General features: G+C 69.0%; 15 protein-coding genes. 14 read left to right on the forward strand and 1 reads right to left on the reverse strand.

Annotation, left to right across the window (positions count from 1 at the left end; genetic code table 11):
• Positions 1-2: 2 nt before the first annotated feature.
• Positions 3-1,676, reverse strand: a complete 1,674-nt coding sequence (gene paaN / locus AC3WOH_RS07505; RefSeq protein WP_492228729.1) for a phenylacetic acid degradation protein PaaN — start codon at positions 1,674-1,676, stop codon at positions 3-5.
• A 144-nt stretch (positions 1,677-1,820) separates the two neighbouring features.
• On the opposite strand from paaN, the gene AC3WOH_RS07510 reads away from it, so the two are divergent.
• From AC3WOH_RS07510 to AC3WOH_RS07575, 14 genes are all read left to right on the forward strand, one after another.
• The gene (locus AC3WOH_RS07510) at positions 1,821-2,624 is read left to right on the forward strand and encodes an enoyl-CoA hydratase-related protein (RefSeq protein WP_492228730.1); all 804 of its coding nucleotides are present in this window, start codon (positions 1,821-1,823) and stop codon (positions 2,622-2,624) included.
• 14 nt (positions 2,625-2,638) lie between these two features.
• Positions 2,639-3,103: a hydroxyphenylacetyl-CoA thioesterase PaaI gene (paaI, locus tag AC3WOH_RS07515; RefSeq protein WP_492228731.1), complete on the forward strand. Its 465-nt coding sequence runs from the start codon at positions 2,639-2,641 to the stop codon at positions 3,101-3,103.
• A gap of 31 nt (positions 3,104-3,134) precedes the next feature.
• Entirely contained in the window at positions 3,135-4,442 is a 1,308-nt protein-coding gene (paaK, locus tag AC3WOH_RS07520) for a phenylacetate--CoA ligase PaaK (RefSeq protein WP_492228732.1), read from the forward strand.
• A gap of 32 nt (positions 4,443-4,474) precedes the next feature.
• On the forward strand, positions 4,475-5,482 hold the full coding sequence (paaA, locus tag AC3WOH_RS07525; protein WP_492228733.1) for a 1,2-phenylacetyl-CoA epoxidase subunit PaaA: 1,008 nt from the start codon (positions 4,475-4,477) through the stop codon (positions 5,480-5,482).
• A 24-nt stretch (positions 5,483-5,506) separates the two neighbouring features.
• Positions 5,507-5,836, forward strand: a complete 330-nt coding sequence (gene paaB / locus AC3WOH_RS07530) for a 1,2-phenylacetyl-CoA epoxidase subunit PaaB (protein ID WP_186457925.1) — start codon at positions 5,507-5,509, stop codon at positions 5,834-5,836.
• 11 nt (positions 5,837-5,847) lie between these two features.
• The gene (paaC, locus tag AC3WOH_RS07535) at positions 5,848-6,624 is read left to right on the forward strand and encodes a 1,2-phenylacetyl-CoA epoxidase subunit PaaC (RefSeq protein WP_492228734.1); all 777 of its coding nucleotides are present in this window, start codon (positions 5,848-5,850) and stop codon (positions 6,622-6,624) included.
• Positions 6,624-7,163, forward strand: a complete 540-nt coding sequence (gene paaD / locus AC3WOH_RS07540) for a 1,2-phenylacetyl-CoA epoxidase subunit PaaD (RefSeq protein ID WP_492228735.1) — start codon at positions 6,624-6,626, stop codon at positions 7,161-7,163. Before paaC ends, paaD begins: the two co-directional genes overlap by 1 nt.
• Positions 7,164-7,197: 34 nt before the next feature.
• Positions 7,198-8,283, forward strand: coding sequence for a 1,2-phenylacetyl-CoA epoxidase subunit PaaE (paaE, locus tag AC3WOH_RS07545; RefSeq protein ID WP_184860449.1), 1,086 nt, complete (start codon positions 7,198-7,200; stop codon positions 8,281-8,283).
• Positions 8,284-8,417: 134 nt separating this feature from the next.
• Positions 8,418-9,047 carry a TetR/AcrR family transcriptional regulator gene (locus tag AC3WOH_RS07550; protein ID WP_492228736.1) on the forward strand — a complete coding sequence of 210 codons (630 nt, stop codon included), beginning with the start codon at positions 8,418-8,420 and terminating at the stop codon, positions 9,045-9,047.
• 115 nt (positions 9,048-9,162) lie between these two features.
• Entirely contained in the window at positions 9,163-10,320 is a 1,158-nt protein-coding gene (locus AC3WOH_RS07555) for an ABC transporter substrate-binding protein (protein WP_492228737.1), read from the forward strand.
• A 214-nt stretch (positions 10,321-10,534) separates the two neighbouring features.
• Positions 10,535-11,563 carry a branched-chain amino acid ABC transporter permease gene (locus AC3WOH_RS07560; protein WP_492228738.1) on the forward strand — a complete coding sequence of 343 codons (1,029 nt, stop codon included), beginning with the start codon at positions 10,535-10,537 and terminating at the stop codon, positions 11,561-11,563.
• Positions 11,560-13,467: a branched-chain amino acid ABC transporter ATP-binding protein/permease gene (locus tag AC3WOH_RS07565; RefSeq protein ID WP_492228739.1), complete on the forward strand. Its 1,908-nt coding sequence runs from the start codon at positions 11,560-11,562 to the stop codon at positions 13,465-13,467. Before AC3WOH_RS07560 ends, AC3WOH_RS07565 begins: the two co-directional genes overlap by 4 nt.
• Positions 13,464-14,219, forward strand: a complete 756-nt coding sequence (locus AC3WOH_RS07570) for an ABC transporter ATP-binding protein (protein WP_492228740.1) — start codon at positions 13,464-13,466, stop codon at positions 14,217-14,219. Before AC3WOH_RS07565 ends, AC3WOH_RS07570 begins: the two co-directional genes overlap by 4 nt.
• 122 nt (positions 14,220-14,341) lie before the next feature.
• Positions 14,342-15,505 (forward strand): ABC transporter substrate-binding protein, encoded by a 1,164-nt coding sequence (locus AC3WOH_RS07575; protein WP_492228741.1) that lies wholly within the window; start codon positions 14,342-14,344, stop codon positions 15,503-15,505.
• The last annotated feature ends 99 nt before the right edge of the window (positions 15,506-15,604 follow it).

The raw sequence follows: 15,604 nt of genomic DNA on the forward strand, positions 1-15,604 counted from the left end.
CTCTACTGGGCAGCGGGCGCCGCCACATGCTCGCGCCGCTGCACGATCACGAAGCGGTCGGCCACGAAGGCCAGGTTGGTGTAGCTGGCGTTGGCGGCCGGGTTGCCGCCTGTGGCGTGGTAGTCCGAGAACGACGCGGACTGGTTCACGAACACGCCCTGCGTGAGGTTGATGGACAGGGCCACGCGCGTGCGCCGGCCCAGGGCGATGGCGGCGTCGATGTAGGCGCGGTCGGTGGAGTACACGCCCAGCGTCAGCGCGCCGTGCGCGCGCAGCGTGGCCTCGGCCACCTGCAGGCTGGCGGCGCCCGAATCGGTGGCCACCAGGTAGGACACGGGGCCGAAGCACTCCTCGCCATAGATGGCGCTGTCGGCCTGCTCCAGCGCCACGATCACGGGCGTGTGGATCTGCGCATTGGCGAACTCGGGGTGGGGCAGGGCGCGCGAGGCCAGCACCAGGCGGCCCTTGTTGGCGGCCTGCTGCATGCGGGCCACGGTCTCGGGCGAGCCCACGGCGCCCAGCACCGAGGTGGCCACGCGCGGGTTCGAGGCCAGTTCGGTCACCGCGGCCGCCAAGTCCGCACCCACCTGCTCGAAGCTCTTGTGCCCTTCGTCGGTGGCGATGCCGCCGCGCGGCACCAGGATGTTCTGCGTGGTCGTGCACATCTGGCCGCTGTACAGCGACAGCGTGAACGCCAGGTTGCGCAGCAGGGCGGCGTACTGGTCGGTGGATTCGATGATGACGGTGTTCACGCCGGCCATCTCGGCGTACACGCGCGCCTGGCGGGCGTTGTCGATGAGCCAGCGGCCGAACTGGTTGCTGCCCGTGAAGTCGATGCTGGCCACCGCGCTGTGCGTGGCCAGGGCCTGCGTGCTCTCGGGCCGGGGGCTCAGCGCCAGGGTCACGGTGTTCGGGTCCAGTCCCTGCTCGGCCAGCACCTCGCGCAGGATGTTCACCGAGATCGCGGCGGGCAGCACGGCGTTGGGGTGCGGCTTGACGATGACCGGGTTGCCCGTGGCCAGCGCGGCGAACAGGCCAGGGTAGGTGTTCCAGGTGGGGAAGGTGGCGCAGCCCACCACCAGCGCCACACCGCGTCCCACGATCTCGTAGTGCTTTTGCATCACCAGCGGCGGGTTCTTGCCCTGGGGCTTGTCCCACAGCGCCTCGCCGGGCACGTCGGCCATGGCCTTCCAGGCATAGGCGATGGCTTCGAGCGCGCGGTCCTGCGCATGCGGGCCGCCGGCCTGGAAGGCCATCATCGGGCCCTGGCCGGTGGTCAGCATCACGGCGTGCGCGATCTCATGGCTGCGGCGGTGGATGCGCATGAGCGCCTCCAAGAGCACGCCCACGCGGCCCTGCGCGCCCAGTGCCTGCCACGCGGGTTCGGCCGCCTGGGCCGCTGCCACCAGGGCCTGCACATCACAGTCGGGGTAGCGCACATCCAGCGCCACGCCGTAGGGCGAGCGCTCGGTCGCCAGGCGGCCCTGCTCGCCGGGTTGCTGCAGCGCAAAGTCCTTGCCCAGCAGGGCATTCACGGCCGCCTGGCCATCGGCCTGGCCGGTTTCGCCATAGACCTTGGGCGAGGGCGATTCGGGGAAGGGCGTCCAGTGGCCGCGTGTGGCCAGGGCGTCAAGGGCTCCCTCCAGGAGGGTACGGTGGGTATCGAACAAGGACATCAAATTGTCTCCGCTAGGGTTTGCCCTGATGGGTTTGACTTGCATCAGGGTTCGGGAAAGTTTATTCTCTACCGAACGGTCGGTCAATAATGTTTGCGATCGATCAAAACAGGTTTTCCCCCACCTTGATAGGCAGGAGCATCCATGTCTGAACCCCTGGTTCTTGTGACGCAGTCGGGCGCCGTGCAAACGCTGGCGCTCAGCCGGCCCGCCGCACTCAACAGCTTCACGGCCGAGCTGCATGCCCAGTTGCTCGCCGCGCTGGAGGCCGCCGCCGCGAACCCCGAGGTGCGCTGCGTGGTGCTCACGGGCACGGGCCGGGCCTTTTGCGCCGGGCAGGACCTGGCCGACCCGGCCGTGGCGCCCGACCTCACGCCCGGCGCCGCCCCCAAGGACCTGGGCGGGGTGATCGAGAAGCTCTACGGCCCCCTGTGCCTGCGCATCCGCAGCATGCCCATTCCGGTGGTGGCCGCCGTCAACGGCGTGGCCGCGGGCGCGGGCGCCAACCTGGCGCTCTCGTGCGACCTGGTGCTGGCCGCACGCTCGGCCAGCTTCATCCAGGCCTTCACCAAGATCGGCCTGGTGCCCGACACCGGCGGCACCTGGCTGCTGCCGCGCCTGGTGGGCCGCGCCCAGGCCCTGGGCCTGGCGCTGCTGGGCGACAAGCTGCCCGCGGCCGATGCCGAGCGCCTGGGCCTCATCTGGCGCTGCGTGGACGACGCCGCCCTGCAGGACGAAGCCCAGGCCCTGGCCCAGCGCCTGGCCACCATGCCGGTGAAGGCGCTGGTCGCCACGCGCAACGCCATGGACGCCGCGGCGCAGATGGACTACGGCCAGGCCCTGGCGCAAGAGGCTGCCGTGCAGCGCACCCTGGGCTCCTCCGCCGACTACCGAGAGGGGGTTGAGGCCTTCATCGGCAAGCGCGCCCCTGTCTTCAAAGACCGCTGAACCACGCATTCCCAATGGACTCCACCACCGCATCCATGGACCCCCAGGCCATCGCCGAGCGTGTGCGCACCGGCATGCTCGCCAACGACCGTGCCACGCAGGGCCTGGGCATCGCCATCACCGCCATCGCGCCGGGCCGGGCCACGCTGGAAATGACCGTGCGTGCCGACATGCTCAACGGCTTCGACATTTGCCACGGCGGCTTCATCACCACGCTGGCCGACTCGGCGTTCGCCTTCTCCTGCAATGCGCGCAACGACATGACCGTGGCCTCGGGCCTGTCCATCGACTTCCTGGCGCCCGCGCGCGAGGGCGACCGCCTCACCGCCGTGGCCACCGAGGTCTCGCTGGCCGGCCGCACCGGCGTGTACGACGTGAACGTGCACAACCAGCGCGGCGAGGCCATCGCCGTGTTCCGCGGCCGCTCGTACTGCATGAAGGGCAAGCACACCGTGCCCTTGTCCGACAACGCCCGCTGACCCCATACCCAGAACCCCACAGGAGACATCCATGGCCGTGCGCCACCCCGCCCCAGGCGACCTGGAGCCCATCGAAACCGCCAGCCGCGACGAAGTCCAGGCCCTGCAGTTGCAGCGCCTGCGCTGGACGCTGCAGCACGCCTACGACAACGTGCCGCACTACAAGAAGGCCTTCGACGCCAAGGGCGTGCACCCGTCGGACCTGAAGCAGCTGTCCGACCTGTCGAAGTTCCCCTTCACGGTCAAGAAGGACCTGCGCGACAACTACCCCTTCGGCATGTTCGCCGTGCCGCGCGAGAAGGTGGCGCGCATCCACGCCTCCTCGGGCACCACGGGCAAGCCCACGGTGGTGGGCTACACGCTCAAGGACATCGACACCTGGGCCGACCTGGTGGCGCGCTCCATCCGCGCGGCCGGCGGGCGCGCCGGTGACCTGATCCACGTGGCCTACGGCTACGGCCTGTTCACGGGCGGCCTGGGCGCGCACTACGGTGCCGAGCGCGCGGGCTGCACGGTGATCCCCATGTCCGGCGGCCAGACCGAAAAGCAGGTGCAGCTGATCCGCGACTTCGCGCCCAGCATCATCATGGTGACGCCCTCGTACATGCAGGTCATCAACGAGGAGTTCGTGCGCCAGGGCATGGACCCGCGCGAGAGTTCGCTCAAGATCGGCATCTTCGGCGCCGAGCCCTGGACCGAGGCCATGCGCCGCGAGATCGAGACCAAGGCCGGCATCGACGCGGTGGACATCTACGGCCTGTCCGAAGTGATGGGCCCGGGCGTGGCCAGCGAGTGCATCGAGAGCAAGGACGGCCCCGTGGTCTGGGAAGACCATTTCTACCCCGAGATCATCGACCCCGAGACGGGCGAGGTGCTGCCCGACGGCGCCGAGGGCGAACTCGTCTTCACCTCGCTGAGCAAGGAAGCGCTGCCCATGATCCGCTACCGCACGCGCGACCTCACGCGCCTGTTGCCGCCCACCTCGCGCGCCTTCCGCCGCATGGGCAAGATCGTGGGCCGCTCGGACGACATGCTCATCATCCGCGGCGTGAATGTGTTCCCCACGCAGATCGAAGAGATCGTGCTGCAGAACCAGAAGCTCTCGGGCCAGTACCAGATCCTGGTGGCGCGCGACGGCAACCTCGACCAGGTCACCGTGCGCTGCGAGCTGCAGCCCGGCGTGGCCGAGGGCGAGCGCAGCGAACTCACCGGCTGGGTGCAGCACCGCATCAAGACCCTGGTGGGCATCACCTGCCAGGTCGAGGTGCTGGCCACCGACTCCATCGAACGCACGCTGGTGGGCAAGGCCCGCCGCGTGATCGACCAGCGCGCACGCTGAAGCGGCGCACATCCGTACGAAAGGACACCACCATGTACACCCAGGCCATGGACACCATGGGCAAGGAAGCCGGCGACGGCAAGGCCCTGCGCAGCGCCGAAGAGATGCAGCGCCAGGAGGCCTTCGACGCGCGCATCGACGCGGGCGAATTCATCGAGGCCAAGGACTGGATGCCTGACCACTACCGCAAGACCCTGCTGCGCCAGATCAGCCAGCATGCGCACTCGGAGATCGTCGGCATGCTGCCCGAGGGCAACTGGATCACGCGCGCGCCCACGCTCAAGCGCAAGGCCATCCTCTTGGCCAAGGTGCAGGACGAGGGCGGCCACGGCCTGTACCTGTATGCCGCGGCCGAGACGCTGGGCACCTCGCGCGACCAGATGCTGGATGCCCTGCACACCGGGCGCGCCAAGTACAGCTCCATCTTCAACTACCCCACGCTGACCTGGGCCGACATGGGCACCATCGGCTGGCTGGTCGATGGCGCGGCCATCATGAACCAGGTGCCGATCTGCCGCTGCTCGTACGCGCCCTACGCGCGGGCCATGGTGCGCATCTGCCGCGAAGAAAGCTTCCACCAGCGCCAGGGCTACGACGCACTGTTGACGATGATGCAGCAGGGCACCGACGCCCAGCGCGCCATGGTGCAGGACGCGGTCAACCGTTGGTGGTGGCCTTCCATCATGATGTTCGGCCCGCCCGACGACCAGTCGCCCAACTCCGCGCAGTCCATGCGCTGGGGCATCAAGCGTGTCTCCAACGACACGCTGCGCCAGAAGTTCATCGACGCCACGGTGGAGCAGGCCCGCGTGCTCGGCGTGACCCTGCCCGACCCTGACTTGAAATGGAACGAGGAGCGCCAGGCGCACGACTACGGCGCCATCGACTGGGCTGAGTTCTGGCGCGTGATCGGCGGCGACGGCCCCTGCAACGAAGAGCGCCTGGGCGCCCGCGTCAAGGCCTGGGACGATGGCGCCTGGGTGCGCGAAGCCGCCCTGGCCCATGCCGCCAAGCAGGCCCCGGAGCGCGCTGCTGCCTGAATTTCCTGAATCCGAGATTTCCCCATGACGACCCCATCCTCTCCCTCCACCCCCGCCGCCGATCCCGCGATGGCCACCGAATGGCCGCTGTGGGAAGTCTTCGTGCGCAGCAAGGCAGGCCTCGACCACAAGCATTGCGGCAGCCTGCATGCGGCCGATCCGCGCATGGCCATCCAGCTGGCGCGCGACGTCTACACCCGCCGCCAGGAAGGCACCAGCGTCTGGGTCGTGCGCTCCGACCAGATCGTGGCCAGCGACCCCGGCGAGAAGTCCATGTACTTCGATCCCGCGCAGGACAAGGTCTACCGCCACCCCACCTTCTACGTGCTGCCCGAGTCCGTGGACCACATGTGAGCGCGCCCGCCATGCAAGCCACCAGCATCTCCATCAGCCAGGACGCAGGCGTGCAGTACCTGCTGCGCATCGGCGACACCTGCCTCATCCTGGCCCAGCGCCTCTCCGAATGGTGCGGCCACGGCCCGGTGCTCGAAGAAGACATCGCCCTGTCCAACATGGCGCTCGACCTCGTGGGCCAGGCGCGCGCCGTGCTCACCCGGGCCGGCCAGATCGAAGGCCGCGGCCATGACGAAGACCAGCTGGCCTTCCTGCGCGACGAGCGCGACTACCGCAACCTGACCCTGGTGGAGCTGCCGCGCGGCGACTTCGCCTTCACCATGGTGCGCAACGCCATGGTGGCCACCCTGCTCAAGCAGCTGTGGGAGCGCCTGCTCACCTCCAGCGACACGGAGCTGGCCGCCATCGCGGGCAAGGCCGTCAAGGAGGCGCGCTACCACCAGCAGCACGCGGCCGACTGGGTCGTGCGCCTGGGCGACGGCACGGCCGAATCGCGCCGCCGCACCGAAGCGGCCTTGAAGGCCCTGTGGCGCTACACCCCTGAGCTGTTTGCCGCCGATGCGGTGGACGAGTCCGCCCAAGCCACCGGCCTGGGCCCGCGCTGGGCCGACCTCCAGGACGCCTGGACCGGCGAGATGGCGCAGATCCTGGCCGCCGCCAGCCTGGCCACGCCCAAGGAATCGGCCTTCCTCAGCACCGGCAAGCAGGGCGTGCACAGCGAGCACATGGGCTACATCCTGACCGAGATGCAGTACCTGCAGCGCAGCTTCCCAGGAGGCGTGTGGTGATGGTGGCCGAAGCCATTGAACGTCCGGCAAGCACCGACGCACGCATCGCGCGCGCGTGGGAGGTGCTCGACGGCGTGCCCGATCCCGAGGTGCCCGCGGTCTCCGTGTGCGACCTGGGCATCGTGCGCGGCGTGCGCCTGGCGGGCGATGGCCTGGAGATCGTGCTCACCCCCACCTATTCGGGCTGCCCGGCCACCGAGGCCATCGAGCGCGACGTGCTCGCCGCCATCGAGGCGGCAGGACTGGGCCCGGCCCATGCCACGCTGCAGCGCGCACCGGCCTGGACCACCGAGTGGATCACCGAACGCGGTCGCGCCCGCCTGCTGGCCTACGGCATCGCACCGCCCGGCCCGCTGCCGCCCGGCACCGAGGTGCCGCTGCGCTTCATGCCGCGCGCCGCAGCCGCACCGGCCCTGGCCTGCCCGCGCTGCGGCAGCCTGCAAACCGAGCGCCTCTCGGCTTTCGGCTCCACGGCCTGCAAGGCGCTGTACCGCTGCATGGCCTGCCGCGAGCCCTTCGAACATTTCAAGCCCTTGTGAAGCACCCGCCTTCGCCCCCACACCAGACACCGACATGAGCGTCATCTTCCATCCCCTGCGCGTGCGCTCCATCGAGCCCGACACGGCCGAGGCCGTCATCGTCTCCTTCGACGTGCCGCCCGAGCTGCGCGAGGTCTTCGGTTTCACCCAGGGCCAGTACCTCACGCTGCGCACCGACATCGGCGGCCAGGACCTGCGCCGCTCGTATTCCATCTGCGCCGGCGTGGACGACGCCGAGCTGCGCGTGGGCGTGCGCAAGGTCAACGGCGGCGTGTTCTCCAACTGGATCAATGCGCAGCTCCAGGTGGGTGACACCCTGCAGGTCATGGCACCCCAGGGCCGCTTCTTCGTGCCCATACAGGCAGAGGCGCAGCGCCACTACCTGGGCATCGCGGGCGGCAGCGGCATCACGCCCATCCTGTCCATCATGAAGACGGTGCTCGCGCGCGAGCCCGGCAGCCGCTTCACGCTGATCTACGGCAACCGCACGCTGCAGTCCACCATGTTCAAGGAGGAGATCGAGGACCTCAAGAACCGCTACCTCACGCGCCTGGTGCTGCACCATGTGTTCTCGGCCGAACAGACCGACGCGCCGCTGAACATGGGCTTCGTCAACCGCGAGAAGCTCGCCGAGTTCCTGCAGGCCCTGATCCCCGCGCAGAAGATCGACGAGGCCTTCATCTGCGGCCCCTTCCAGATGAACGACGAGGCCGAGGCCGCGCTGCTGGCCGGCGGCGTGCCGGCCGAGCGCATCCACGTGGAGCGCTTCGGCGTGGCCTTGCCGGCCGGCGGGCAGGTGGGTGCTGTGGTGCACGAGGCGCTGCCGGGCGACGCCAAGGCCGCGCGCATCGCCATCGTGCGCGACGGCCTGCGGCGCGAATTCCCGTTCTCGGGCGAGCAGGCCAGCATCCTCGATGCCGCATCGGCCGCCGGGCTGGAGGTGCCGTTCTCGTGCACCTCGGGCGTGTGCGGAACCTGCCGCGCCAAGTGCGTGGAGGGCGAGGTGCGCATGGAGCGCAACTTTGCGCTCGACAAGAACGAGGTGGCCGCCGGCTTCGTGCTCACCTGCCAGTGCCGGCCGCTGTCCGACCACGTGGTGCTGTCCTTCGACGAGCGCTGATGGACGCAACCAGGGCATCGATCGCGCTGCACGGCACCCGCTGCCGTGGGGACATCTGCGCGTGCAGGCCCTGGGGGCGTCGGCATGCGGCAAGATGGCGGCCCTTCACTACCGGATGCAAAGGAACACTGTCCATGGCCCGAGGACGATCTCCCGGATACGACGACCAGCGCGAACTGATCCTCCGCCATGCCGCCGAACTGTTCGCGCGCCGCGGCTACCCGGCCACGTCGATGAACGAGGTGGCCGAAGCCTGCGGCCTGTCCAAGCCCACGCTCTACCACTACTTTCGCGACAAGTACAACCTGCTCGTGCACATCGCCGATGGCCATGTCTCGCGCCTGCAGGCCCTGGTGGAGGATGTCGAGGCACGGCAGCTCGAGCCCGAAGCACGGCTGCGCGAGCTGATCCACCGCTTCGTCGAGGAATATGCCGAGGCCCAGCATGCCCACCGCGTGCTGACCGAGGACGTGCGCTTTCTGCAGCCCGAGGACAGCGAACGCATCCTGGGCAAGGAGCGCGCCGTGGTGGCCGTGTTTGCCCAGGCGCTGGCGCAGATGCGGCCCGACACCGAAGCCGCAGGCCTGAGCAAGGCGCTGACCATGCTGCTGTTCGGCATGATCAACTGGATGTTCACCTGGCTCAAGCCCGACGGCGAGCTCGACTACCAGACCATGGCCCCCATCGTGGCGGACCTGTTCTTCGGCGGATTCCCCGCCGTCCAGATGCCCATGGAACTGGTGCAAAGGCCTGCGCCTCCATGACAATGGACCGCACGCACACCGCGTCCCCCCAACCGGCCGACAAGAGCCGGCGCAGCGCCGAAGGCTCCCTTCTGCGCTGACACCACCATCCTTTCTTTTCCACAGGAGACAACGCATGAAAAAATCCCGCTTTGCCCCACTCGCCCTGGTGGCCGCTGCCGCCGCCATGGCCTGCGGCGCCGCCCTCGCCGACATCACCGTCGGCGTCACCGTGTCGGCCACCGGGCCCGCCGCCTCGCTGGGCATTCCCGAGAAGAACACTGTGGCCCTGATGCCGCGCACCATCGGCGGCCAGAAGGTCAACTACATCGTGCTCGACGACGCTTCGGACACGACCACTGCCGTGAGCAACACGCGCAAGCTGATCAGCGAAAGCAAGGTCGACATCATCCTGGGATCGAGCACCACGCCCAACTCGCTGGCCATGATCGACGTGGTGGCCGAGGCGCAGACGCCCATGATCTCCATGGCCGCCTCGGCACGCATCGTCGAGCCCATGGACGCCAAGAAGAAGTGGGTCTTCAAGACGCCGCAGAACGACATCATGATGTCCCTGGCCATCGTGGACCACATGTCCAACGCGGGCGTGAAGAGCGTGGCCTTCATCGGCTTTGCCGACGCGTACGGCGAAGGTTGGTACCAGGAGTTCACCAAGGCGGCGGCCATCAAGAAGATCCAGATCGTGGCCAACGAGCGCTACGCGCGCACCGACACCTCGGTGACCGGCCAGACGCTGAAGATGATCTCGGCCAAGCCCGATGCGGTGCTCATCGCCGGCTCCGGTACGCCGGCCGCGCTGCCGCAGAAGGCGCTCAAGGAGCGCGGCTTCGCCGGCAAGGTCTACCAGACCCACGGCGTGGCCAATGCCGACTTCCTGCGCGTGGGTGGCAAGGACGTGGAAGGCACCTTCCTGCCCTCGGGCCCCGTGCTCGTGGCCTCGCAACTGCCCGCCTCGCACCCCGTGAAGAAGTCGGCCAGCGCCTATGTGGCCGCCTATGAAGCCGCCCATGGCAAGGACAGCGTCTCCACCTTTGGCGCCCATGGCTGGGATTCGGGCGTGCTCATGGCCGCTGCCGTGCCCGTGGCGCTCAAGAAGGCCAAGCCCGGCACAGTGGAATTCCGCGCGGCCCTGCGCGATGCGCTGGAGCAGATCAAGGAAGTGCCCGGCGCGCACGGCATCTTCAACATGTCCGAGAACGATCACCTGGGCCTGGACCAGCGCGCCCGCGTGATGGTCAAGATCGAGAACGGTACCTGGAAATACCAACCTTGACCCCCCCTGAGGCGCTGCGCGCCTTCCCCCCAGGGGGACGCTCCCAGCGCGGCGGGGCGGCCCTTGCGCGGGAGCACTGGCCTGCGTCGTGCCAGTTGCGTGGGCTGCGCGCGCTTTTGGGTCGTTGAGAGACGGGCTCGGTGCGCCTGGCGCCGTGGAGTGGGGGGCGACCCCTGTGCCCGCGGCGTGTCTGCCTTGTGAAAGAAAGCTGAATATGGATTTGCAGATCGCCCTGCTGCTGGGGCAGGACGGCATTGTCAATGGCGCCATCTATGGACTGATGGCGCTGGCGCTGGTGCTGGTTTTTTCCGTGACCCGGGTGATCTTCATCCCCCAGGGCGAGTTCGTGGCCTTCGGGGCGCTGACCATGGCCATGATGCAGGGCGGGCGCATTCCCGGCACGCTGTGGCTGCTGGTGGGCCTGGCCGCCGTGGTGCTGGTGGTCGAGGCCGTGCGCTACCAGCGCGGCAATCCCGTCAACTGGCCCGCCACCGTCGTCTGGTGCCTGGTGCTGCCGGTCATTGCTGCGGGGCTGATCCTCGGCCTGCGCCCTGCCTCGCTGGGCATGCAGGCGCTCGCCACGCTGATCCTGATCACGCCGATGGGGCCGCTGCTGTACCGCCTGGCCTACCGTCCGCTGGCCGATGCCACGGTGCTGATGTTGCTCATCGTCTCGGTGGCGCTGCACGGCGTGCTGGTGGGCCTGGGCCTCTTGTTCTTCGGTGCCGAGGGGCAGCGCACGCCGCCGTTTTCCGAGGCGCGTTTCGACCTGGGCGGCATCCCCCTCTCGGGCCAGTCGTTGGTGGTGCTGGGCGTCACGCTGGCGCTGGTGATGCTGCTGTTCCTGTTCTTCGGCCGCTCCATGGTGGGCAAGGCGCTGCGCGCCACGGCCCTCAACCGCGTGGGCGCGCGCCTCATGGGCATTCCCACCGAACTCTCGGGCGACGTGAGTTTCGCCCTGGCCGCGCTGATCGGCGCGGTCTCGGGCCTGCTGATCGCCCCGCTCACCACCGTGTACTACGACACGGGCTTTCTCATCGGCCTCAAGGGCTTCGTCGCGGCCATCGTCGGCGGCCTGGGCAGCTACCCCATGGCGCTGCTTGGTGCGCTGATCGTGGGCCAGCTGGAGGCCTTTGCTTCGTTCTGGGCCAGTGCCTACAAGGAGGTTCTCGTGTTCACCCTGATCGTCCCCGTGCTGTGGTGGCGTTCGCTCAACAGCCGCCATGTGGAGGATGAGGAATGAGCGCGCCCACCAAGACCGAATCGGCTGCCGGCGTGCCCGCCCCCAGCACCTCGCGCGGCATCGCCACGCGCACCCAGCTCACGCTCGCCGCCGTGGCACTGCTGGCCCTGTGCTGGGGCTTTCTGCCCGATTTCACCGTGGTCACGCTCAGCTACATCGGCCTGTACGCCATCGTCGCGGCGGGCCTGGTCATGCTCACCGGTGTGGGCGGCATGACTTCCTTCGGCCAGGCCGCCTTCGTGGGCGTTGGCGCCTATGCCACGGCCTGGATCTGCACCGCGCCGGCCTCGGTGCAGACGCTCTCGGGCATTGTCGGCATGGCCGGCCTGCCCTGGGTGGGCCTGGTGCTGGGCCTGTTGATCACCTTCGCGGTAGCCTGGGGCCTGGGCTCGGTCACGCTCAAGCTCTCGGGCCACTACCTGCCGCTGTGCACCATCGCCTGGGGCCTGTCGCTGTACTACCTGTTCGGCAACATGGAGTTCCTGGGCGGGCAGACCGGCATCACGGGCATTCCGCCGCTGGTCGTGGCCGGCTTCTCGCTGGCCTCGCCGCGCGCCATCGGCGTGCTGATCTGGGCCGTGCTGCTGGTGGCCCTGTGGCTGCTGCACAACCTGCTCGATTCGCGCGAGGGCCGCGCCATCCGCGCGCTCAAGGGCGGGCGGGTGATGGCCGAGTCCATGGGCGTGGACACCGCGCACTACCGCATCAAGCTGTTCGTGCTGGCGGCGCTGCTGGCGGCCATCTCGGGCTGGCTGTATGCGCACCTGCAGCGCTTCGTCAGCCCCACGCCCTTCAACCTCAACATCGGCATCGAGTATTTGTTCATGGCCGTGGTCGGCGGCGCGGGCCACCTCTGGGGCGCGGTGCTGGGCGCCACGCTGATCGCCCTGCTCAAGGAGAAGCTGCAGGACGTTCTGCCCTCGCTGCTGGGCACCAGCGGCAACTTCGAGGTCATCGTCTTCGGACTGCTCATGGTCTTCGTGCTGCAGCGCTTTGCCGATGGCCTGTGGCCCACGCTGAATCGCTTGGGCGAGCGCTGGCTGCGCCGCGAGGCGCCGCGCGCCGTGCGCGAGGCCGCCCCGCTCGGCCAGCGCACGTTGCCGGCGGCCGGTACCGTGCTGCTGCAGGCGCGCAACGTGACCAAGCGCTTCGGCGGTCTGGTCGCCAACAACAACGTCTCCATGGACGTGAAGGCCGGCGAGGTGCATGCGCTCATCGGCCCCAACGGCGCCGGCAAGAGCACCTTCTTCAACATGATTTCGGGCGTGGACGACGCGACCGAAGGCGAGGTGCGCCTGATGGACCAGGCCATGCTGCGCCGCCCCTCGCGCGCCTTTGCCCGCCTGGGCATGGCGCGCACCTTCCAGCATGTGCGCCTCTTGGGCCAGCGCAGCGTGGTCGAGAACGTCGCCCTGGGCGCGCACCAGCGCGCCCACCGCGGCTGGCTCGCCTCCATGCTGCGCCTGGACCGCGCAGAAGAAGCCGCTTTGCTGGTCGAAGCACGCCGCCAGATCGAGCGCTGCGGCCTGGGCGCCCATGCCGACACGCCCGCTGCCTCGCTGGCGCTGGGCCAGCAGCGCATCGTGGAGATCGCGCGCGCCCTGGCCGGCCAGCCGGCCATCCTGCTGCTCGACGAGCCGGCTGCCGGCCTGCGCCACCTGGAAAAGAAGGCCCTGGCCGACCTGCTGCGCCAGTTGCGTGCCGAGGGCCTGGGCATCCTGGTCGTGGAGCACGACATGGAATTCGTGATGAACCTGGCCGACCGCATCACCGTGCTGGAGTTCGGCACCGTGATCGCCGAGGGCACGCCCCTGGAGGTGCAGCGCAACCAGCGCGTGCTCGACGCCTACCTGGGCGGCGCCGACGACGACCTGCCTGCCGCCACCGAAGGAGCCCGCGCATGACCGCACCCCTCTTGCAACTGCAGGACCTGTCCGTGTCCTACGGCCCCGTGGAGGCCGTCCACCAGGTCCGGCTCGACGTGAACGAGGGCGAGATCGTCACCGTGATCGGCCCCAACGGCGCCGGCAAGACCACGCTGCTGTGCGCGGCCATGGGCCTGTTGCCGGCCAGCGGCGCCATCACCCTGGCAGGCGAGCGCATCGCCCGCCCCAGCGTGGAGGCCATGGTGGCGCGCGGCGTGGCCCTGGTGCCCGAAAAGCGCGAACTCTTCGGCGAGATGTCGGTCGAGGACAACCTGCTGCTGGGCGGCTTCTCGCGCTGGCGCAAGGGCCAGCGCGACCAGGCCCAGCGCATGGAGGAGGTGTTCGGCATCTTCCCGCGTCTGCGCGAGCGCCGCGCGCAGCTGGCGTCCACGCTCTCGGGCGGCGAGCGCCAGATGCTGGCCATCGGCCGCGCGCTGATGGCGCGCCCGCGCCTGCTGATGCTCGACGAACCCTCGCTGGGCCTGGCCCCGCTGATCGTGCGCGAGGTGCTGCAGGTCGTCTCCTCGCTGCGCCAGCACGGCGTCTCGGTGCTGCTCGTGGAGCAGAACGCACGCGCCGCGCTGCGCGTGGCCGACCGGGCCTATGTGCTCGAAATGGGCGCCGTGGCGCTGACCGGGGCCGCAGCGGACCTGCTCAATGACCGCCGCATCATCGATACCTACCTGGGCATGGGAGGGGCTGCGCACGCGCAGGCAGAAGAAGCCCACTGACAAGACACCCGAGGACCGCCGTGTAACGCAGCGGCGGTCTCCTCTCCACCCTTCCGCGGCCGTGCTGGCATCGGAAGGGTTTTTGCGTTGTGAAAAAGCATAAAGACGACAGGAGACAAGACATGAATGCAGGCGTTCCACCCCGCTTTTTGCGCAGGGACTTTCTGCGCTGGGGCGCGGCCCTGGGCCTGGCCGGCGGCCCGGCCTTCGCGCAGGACAGCGCAGGCGTGAGCGACAACGAGATCGTGATCGGCCAGTCGTGCCAGCTGAGCGGCCCGCTGGCCGCGCTCACCACCGAGGTACGCCAGGGCGCCAGCCTCTACTTCGACCACGTCAACGCCTCGGGCGGTGTGCGCGGCCGCAAGATCCGCGTGGTCGCCATCGACGATGCCTACGACCCCAAGAAGGCCGCCGAGAACACCAAGAAGCTGATCGACGAGGACAAGGTGCTCGCGCTGTTCCAGTACGCGGGCACCCCGCCCGCGCTGGCCGCGCTGCCCATCGCCGAGGAGCGCGGCGTGCCCTTCATCGCGCCCTTCACCGGCTCGGACGGGCTGCGCCAGCCCGGCAGCCGCTATGTCTTCAACATCAAGGCCGGCTATGCGGCCGAGCTCGATGCCACGGTCAGGCAGCTGGCCTCGGTGGGCATCTCGCGCATCGCCGCGGTCTACCTCAACAACCCCTTCGGCACGGGCGGCCTGGCCTCGGTCGAGAAGTCCGTGCAGGCCCACAAGGTCAGCCTGGTGGCCAAGGCCCCGCTGGAGGTCGACGGATCGAAGATGGCCGATGCGGTGGCCACGGTGGCCAAGGACTCGCCCCAGGCCATCATCGTCATCAGCGCGGGCAAGCCCAGCGTGGATTTCGTCGCGGCCTACCTCACGGCCGGCCACCGCTCCACGTTCTACATGCTCTCGGTGATCAGCAATGCACAGCTCGTGCAGGCCCTGGGCGAGCGGGCGCGCGGCGTGGTGGTCTCGCAGGTCGTGCCCTCACCGTGGAACCAGAGCATGCCGATCTCGCGCGAGTTCCAGACCCTGGCCAAGGCCCGGGGCATCACCGAATACACCTTCAGCCAGATGGAGGGCTTCATCTCCGCCCGTTTTCTGGTCGAGGCGCTGCAGCGCGCCGGCGCCAAGCCCACGCGCGCCGCCCTGGTGCAGGCCATGGAGTCGATGAAAAACGTCAGCCTGGGCGGCTACCCCGTGGAGCTGGCGCCCGGGCAGCACAGCTCGGGCAAGTTCGTGGACCTTCTCATGATGGGCCGCGACGGCAAATTCACGAAGTAGGAGCGACCCAAAAACTCTTCTGGGGTCGTTGCTGCGTCTTGTCGTGCTGCCTGCGACGCAGCGCCTCGCCGGAACCGCTTCGCTGAGTTTTTGAGCCGC

Source organism: Acidovorax sp. FW305-C-20-28, from assembly GCF_058783375.1.

What these genes read in the sequence shown, in the direction of transcription:
- paaN (WP_492228729.1), bottom strand. Translation starts at nt 1,676, where the DNA reads ATGTCCTTGTTCGATACCCACCGTACCCTCCTGGAGGGAGCCCTTGAC.
- AC3WOH_RS07555 (WP_492228737.1), top strand. Translation starts at nt 9,163, where the DNA reads ATGAAAAAATCCCGCTTTGCCCCACTCGCCCTGGTGGCCGCTGCCGCC.
- paaE (WP_184860449.1), top strand. Translation starts at nt 7,198, where the DNA reads ATGAGCGTCATCTTCCATCCCCTGCGCGTGCGCTCCATCGAGCCCGAC.
- AC3WOH_RS07550 (WP_492228736.1), top strand. Translation starts at nt 8,418, where the DNA reads ATGGCCCGAGGACGATCTCCCGGATACGACGACCAGCGCGAACTGATC.
- AC3WOH_RS07560 (WP_492228738.1), top strand. Translation starts at nt 10,535, where the DNA reads ATGGATTTGCAGATCGCCCTGCTGCTGGGGCAGGACGGCATTGTCAAT.
- paaB (WP_186457925.1), top strand. Translation starts at nt 5,507, where the DNA reads ATGACGACCCCATCCTCTCCCTCCACCCCCGCCGCCGATCCCGCGATG.
- paaA (WP_492228733.1), top strand. Translation starts at nt 4,475, where the DNA reads ATGTACACCCAGGCCATGGACACCATGGGCAAGGAAGCCGGCGACGGC.
- paaD (WP_492228735.1), top strand. Translation starts at nt 6,624, where the DNA reads ATGGTGGCCGAAGCCATTGAACGTCCGGCAAGCACCGACGCACGCATC.
- AC3WOH_RS07575 (WP_492228741.1), top strand. Translation starts at nt 14,342, where the DNA reads ATGAATGCAGGCGTTCCACCCCGCTTTTTGCGCAGGGACTTTCTGCGC.
- paaC (WP_492228734.1), top strand. Translation starts at nt 5,848, where the DNA reads ATGCAAGCCACCAGCATCTCCATCAGCCAGGACGCAGGCGTGCAGTAC.
- AC3WOH_RS07510 (WP_492228730.1), top strand. Translation starts at nt 1,821, where the DNA reads ATGTCTGAACCCCTGGTTCTTGTGACGCAGTCGGGCGCCGTGCAAACG.
- AC3WOH_RS07565 (WP_492228739.1), top strand. Translation starts at nt 11,560, where the DNA reads ATGAGCGCGCCCACCAAGACCGAATCGGCTGCCGGCGTGCCCGCCCCC.
- paaI (WP_492228731.1), top strand. Translation starts at nt 2,639, where the DNA reads ATGGACTCCACCACCGCATCCATGGACCCCCAGGCCATCGCCGAGCGT.
- paaK (WP_492228732.1), top strand. Translation starts at nt 3,135, where the DNA reads ATGGCCGTGCGCCACCCCGCCCCAGGCGACCTGGAGCCCATCGAAACC.
- AC3WOH_RS07570 (WP_492228740.1), top strand. Translation starts at nt 13,464, where the DNA reads ATGACCGCACCCCTCTTGCAACTGCAGGACCTGTCCGTGTCCTACGGC.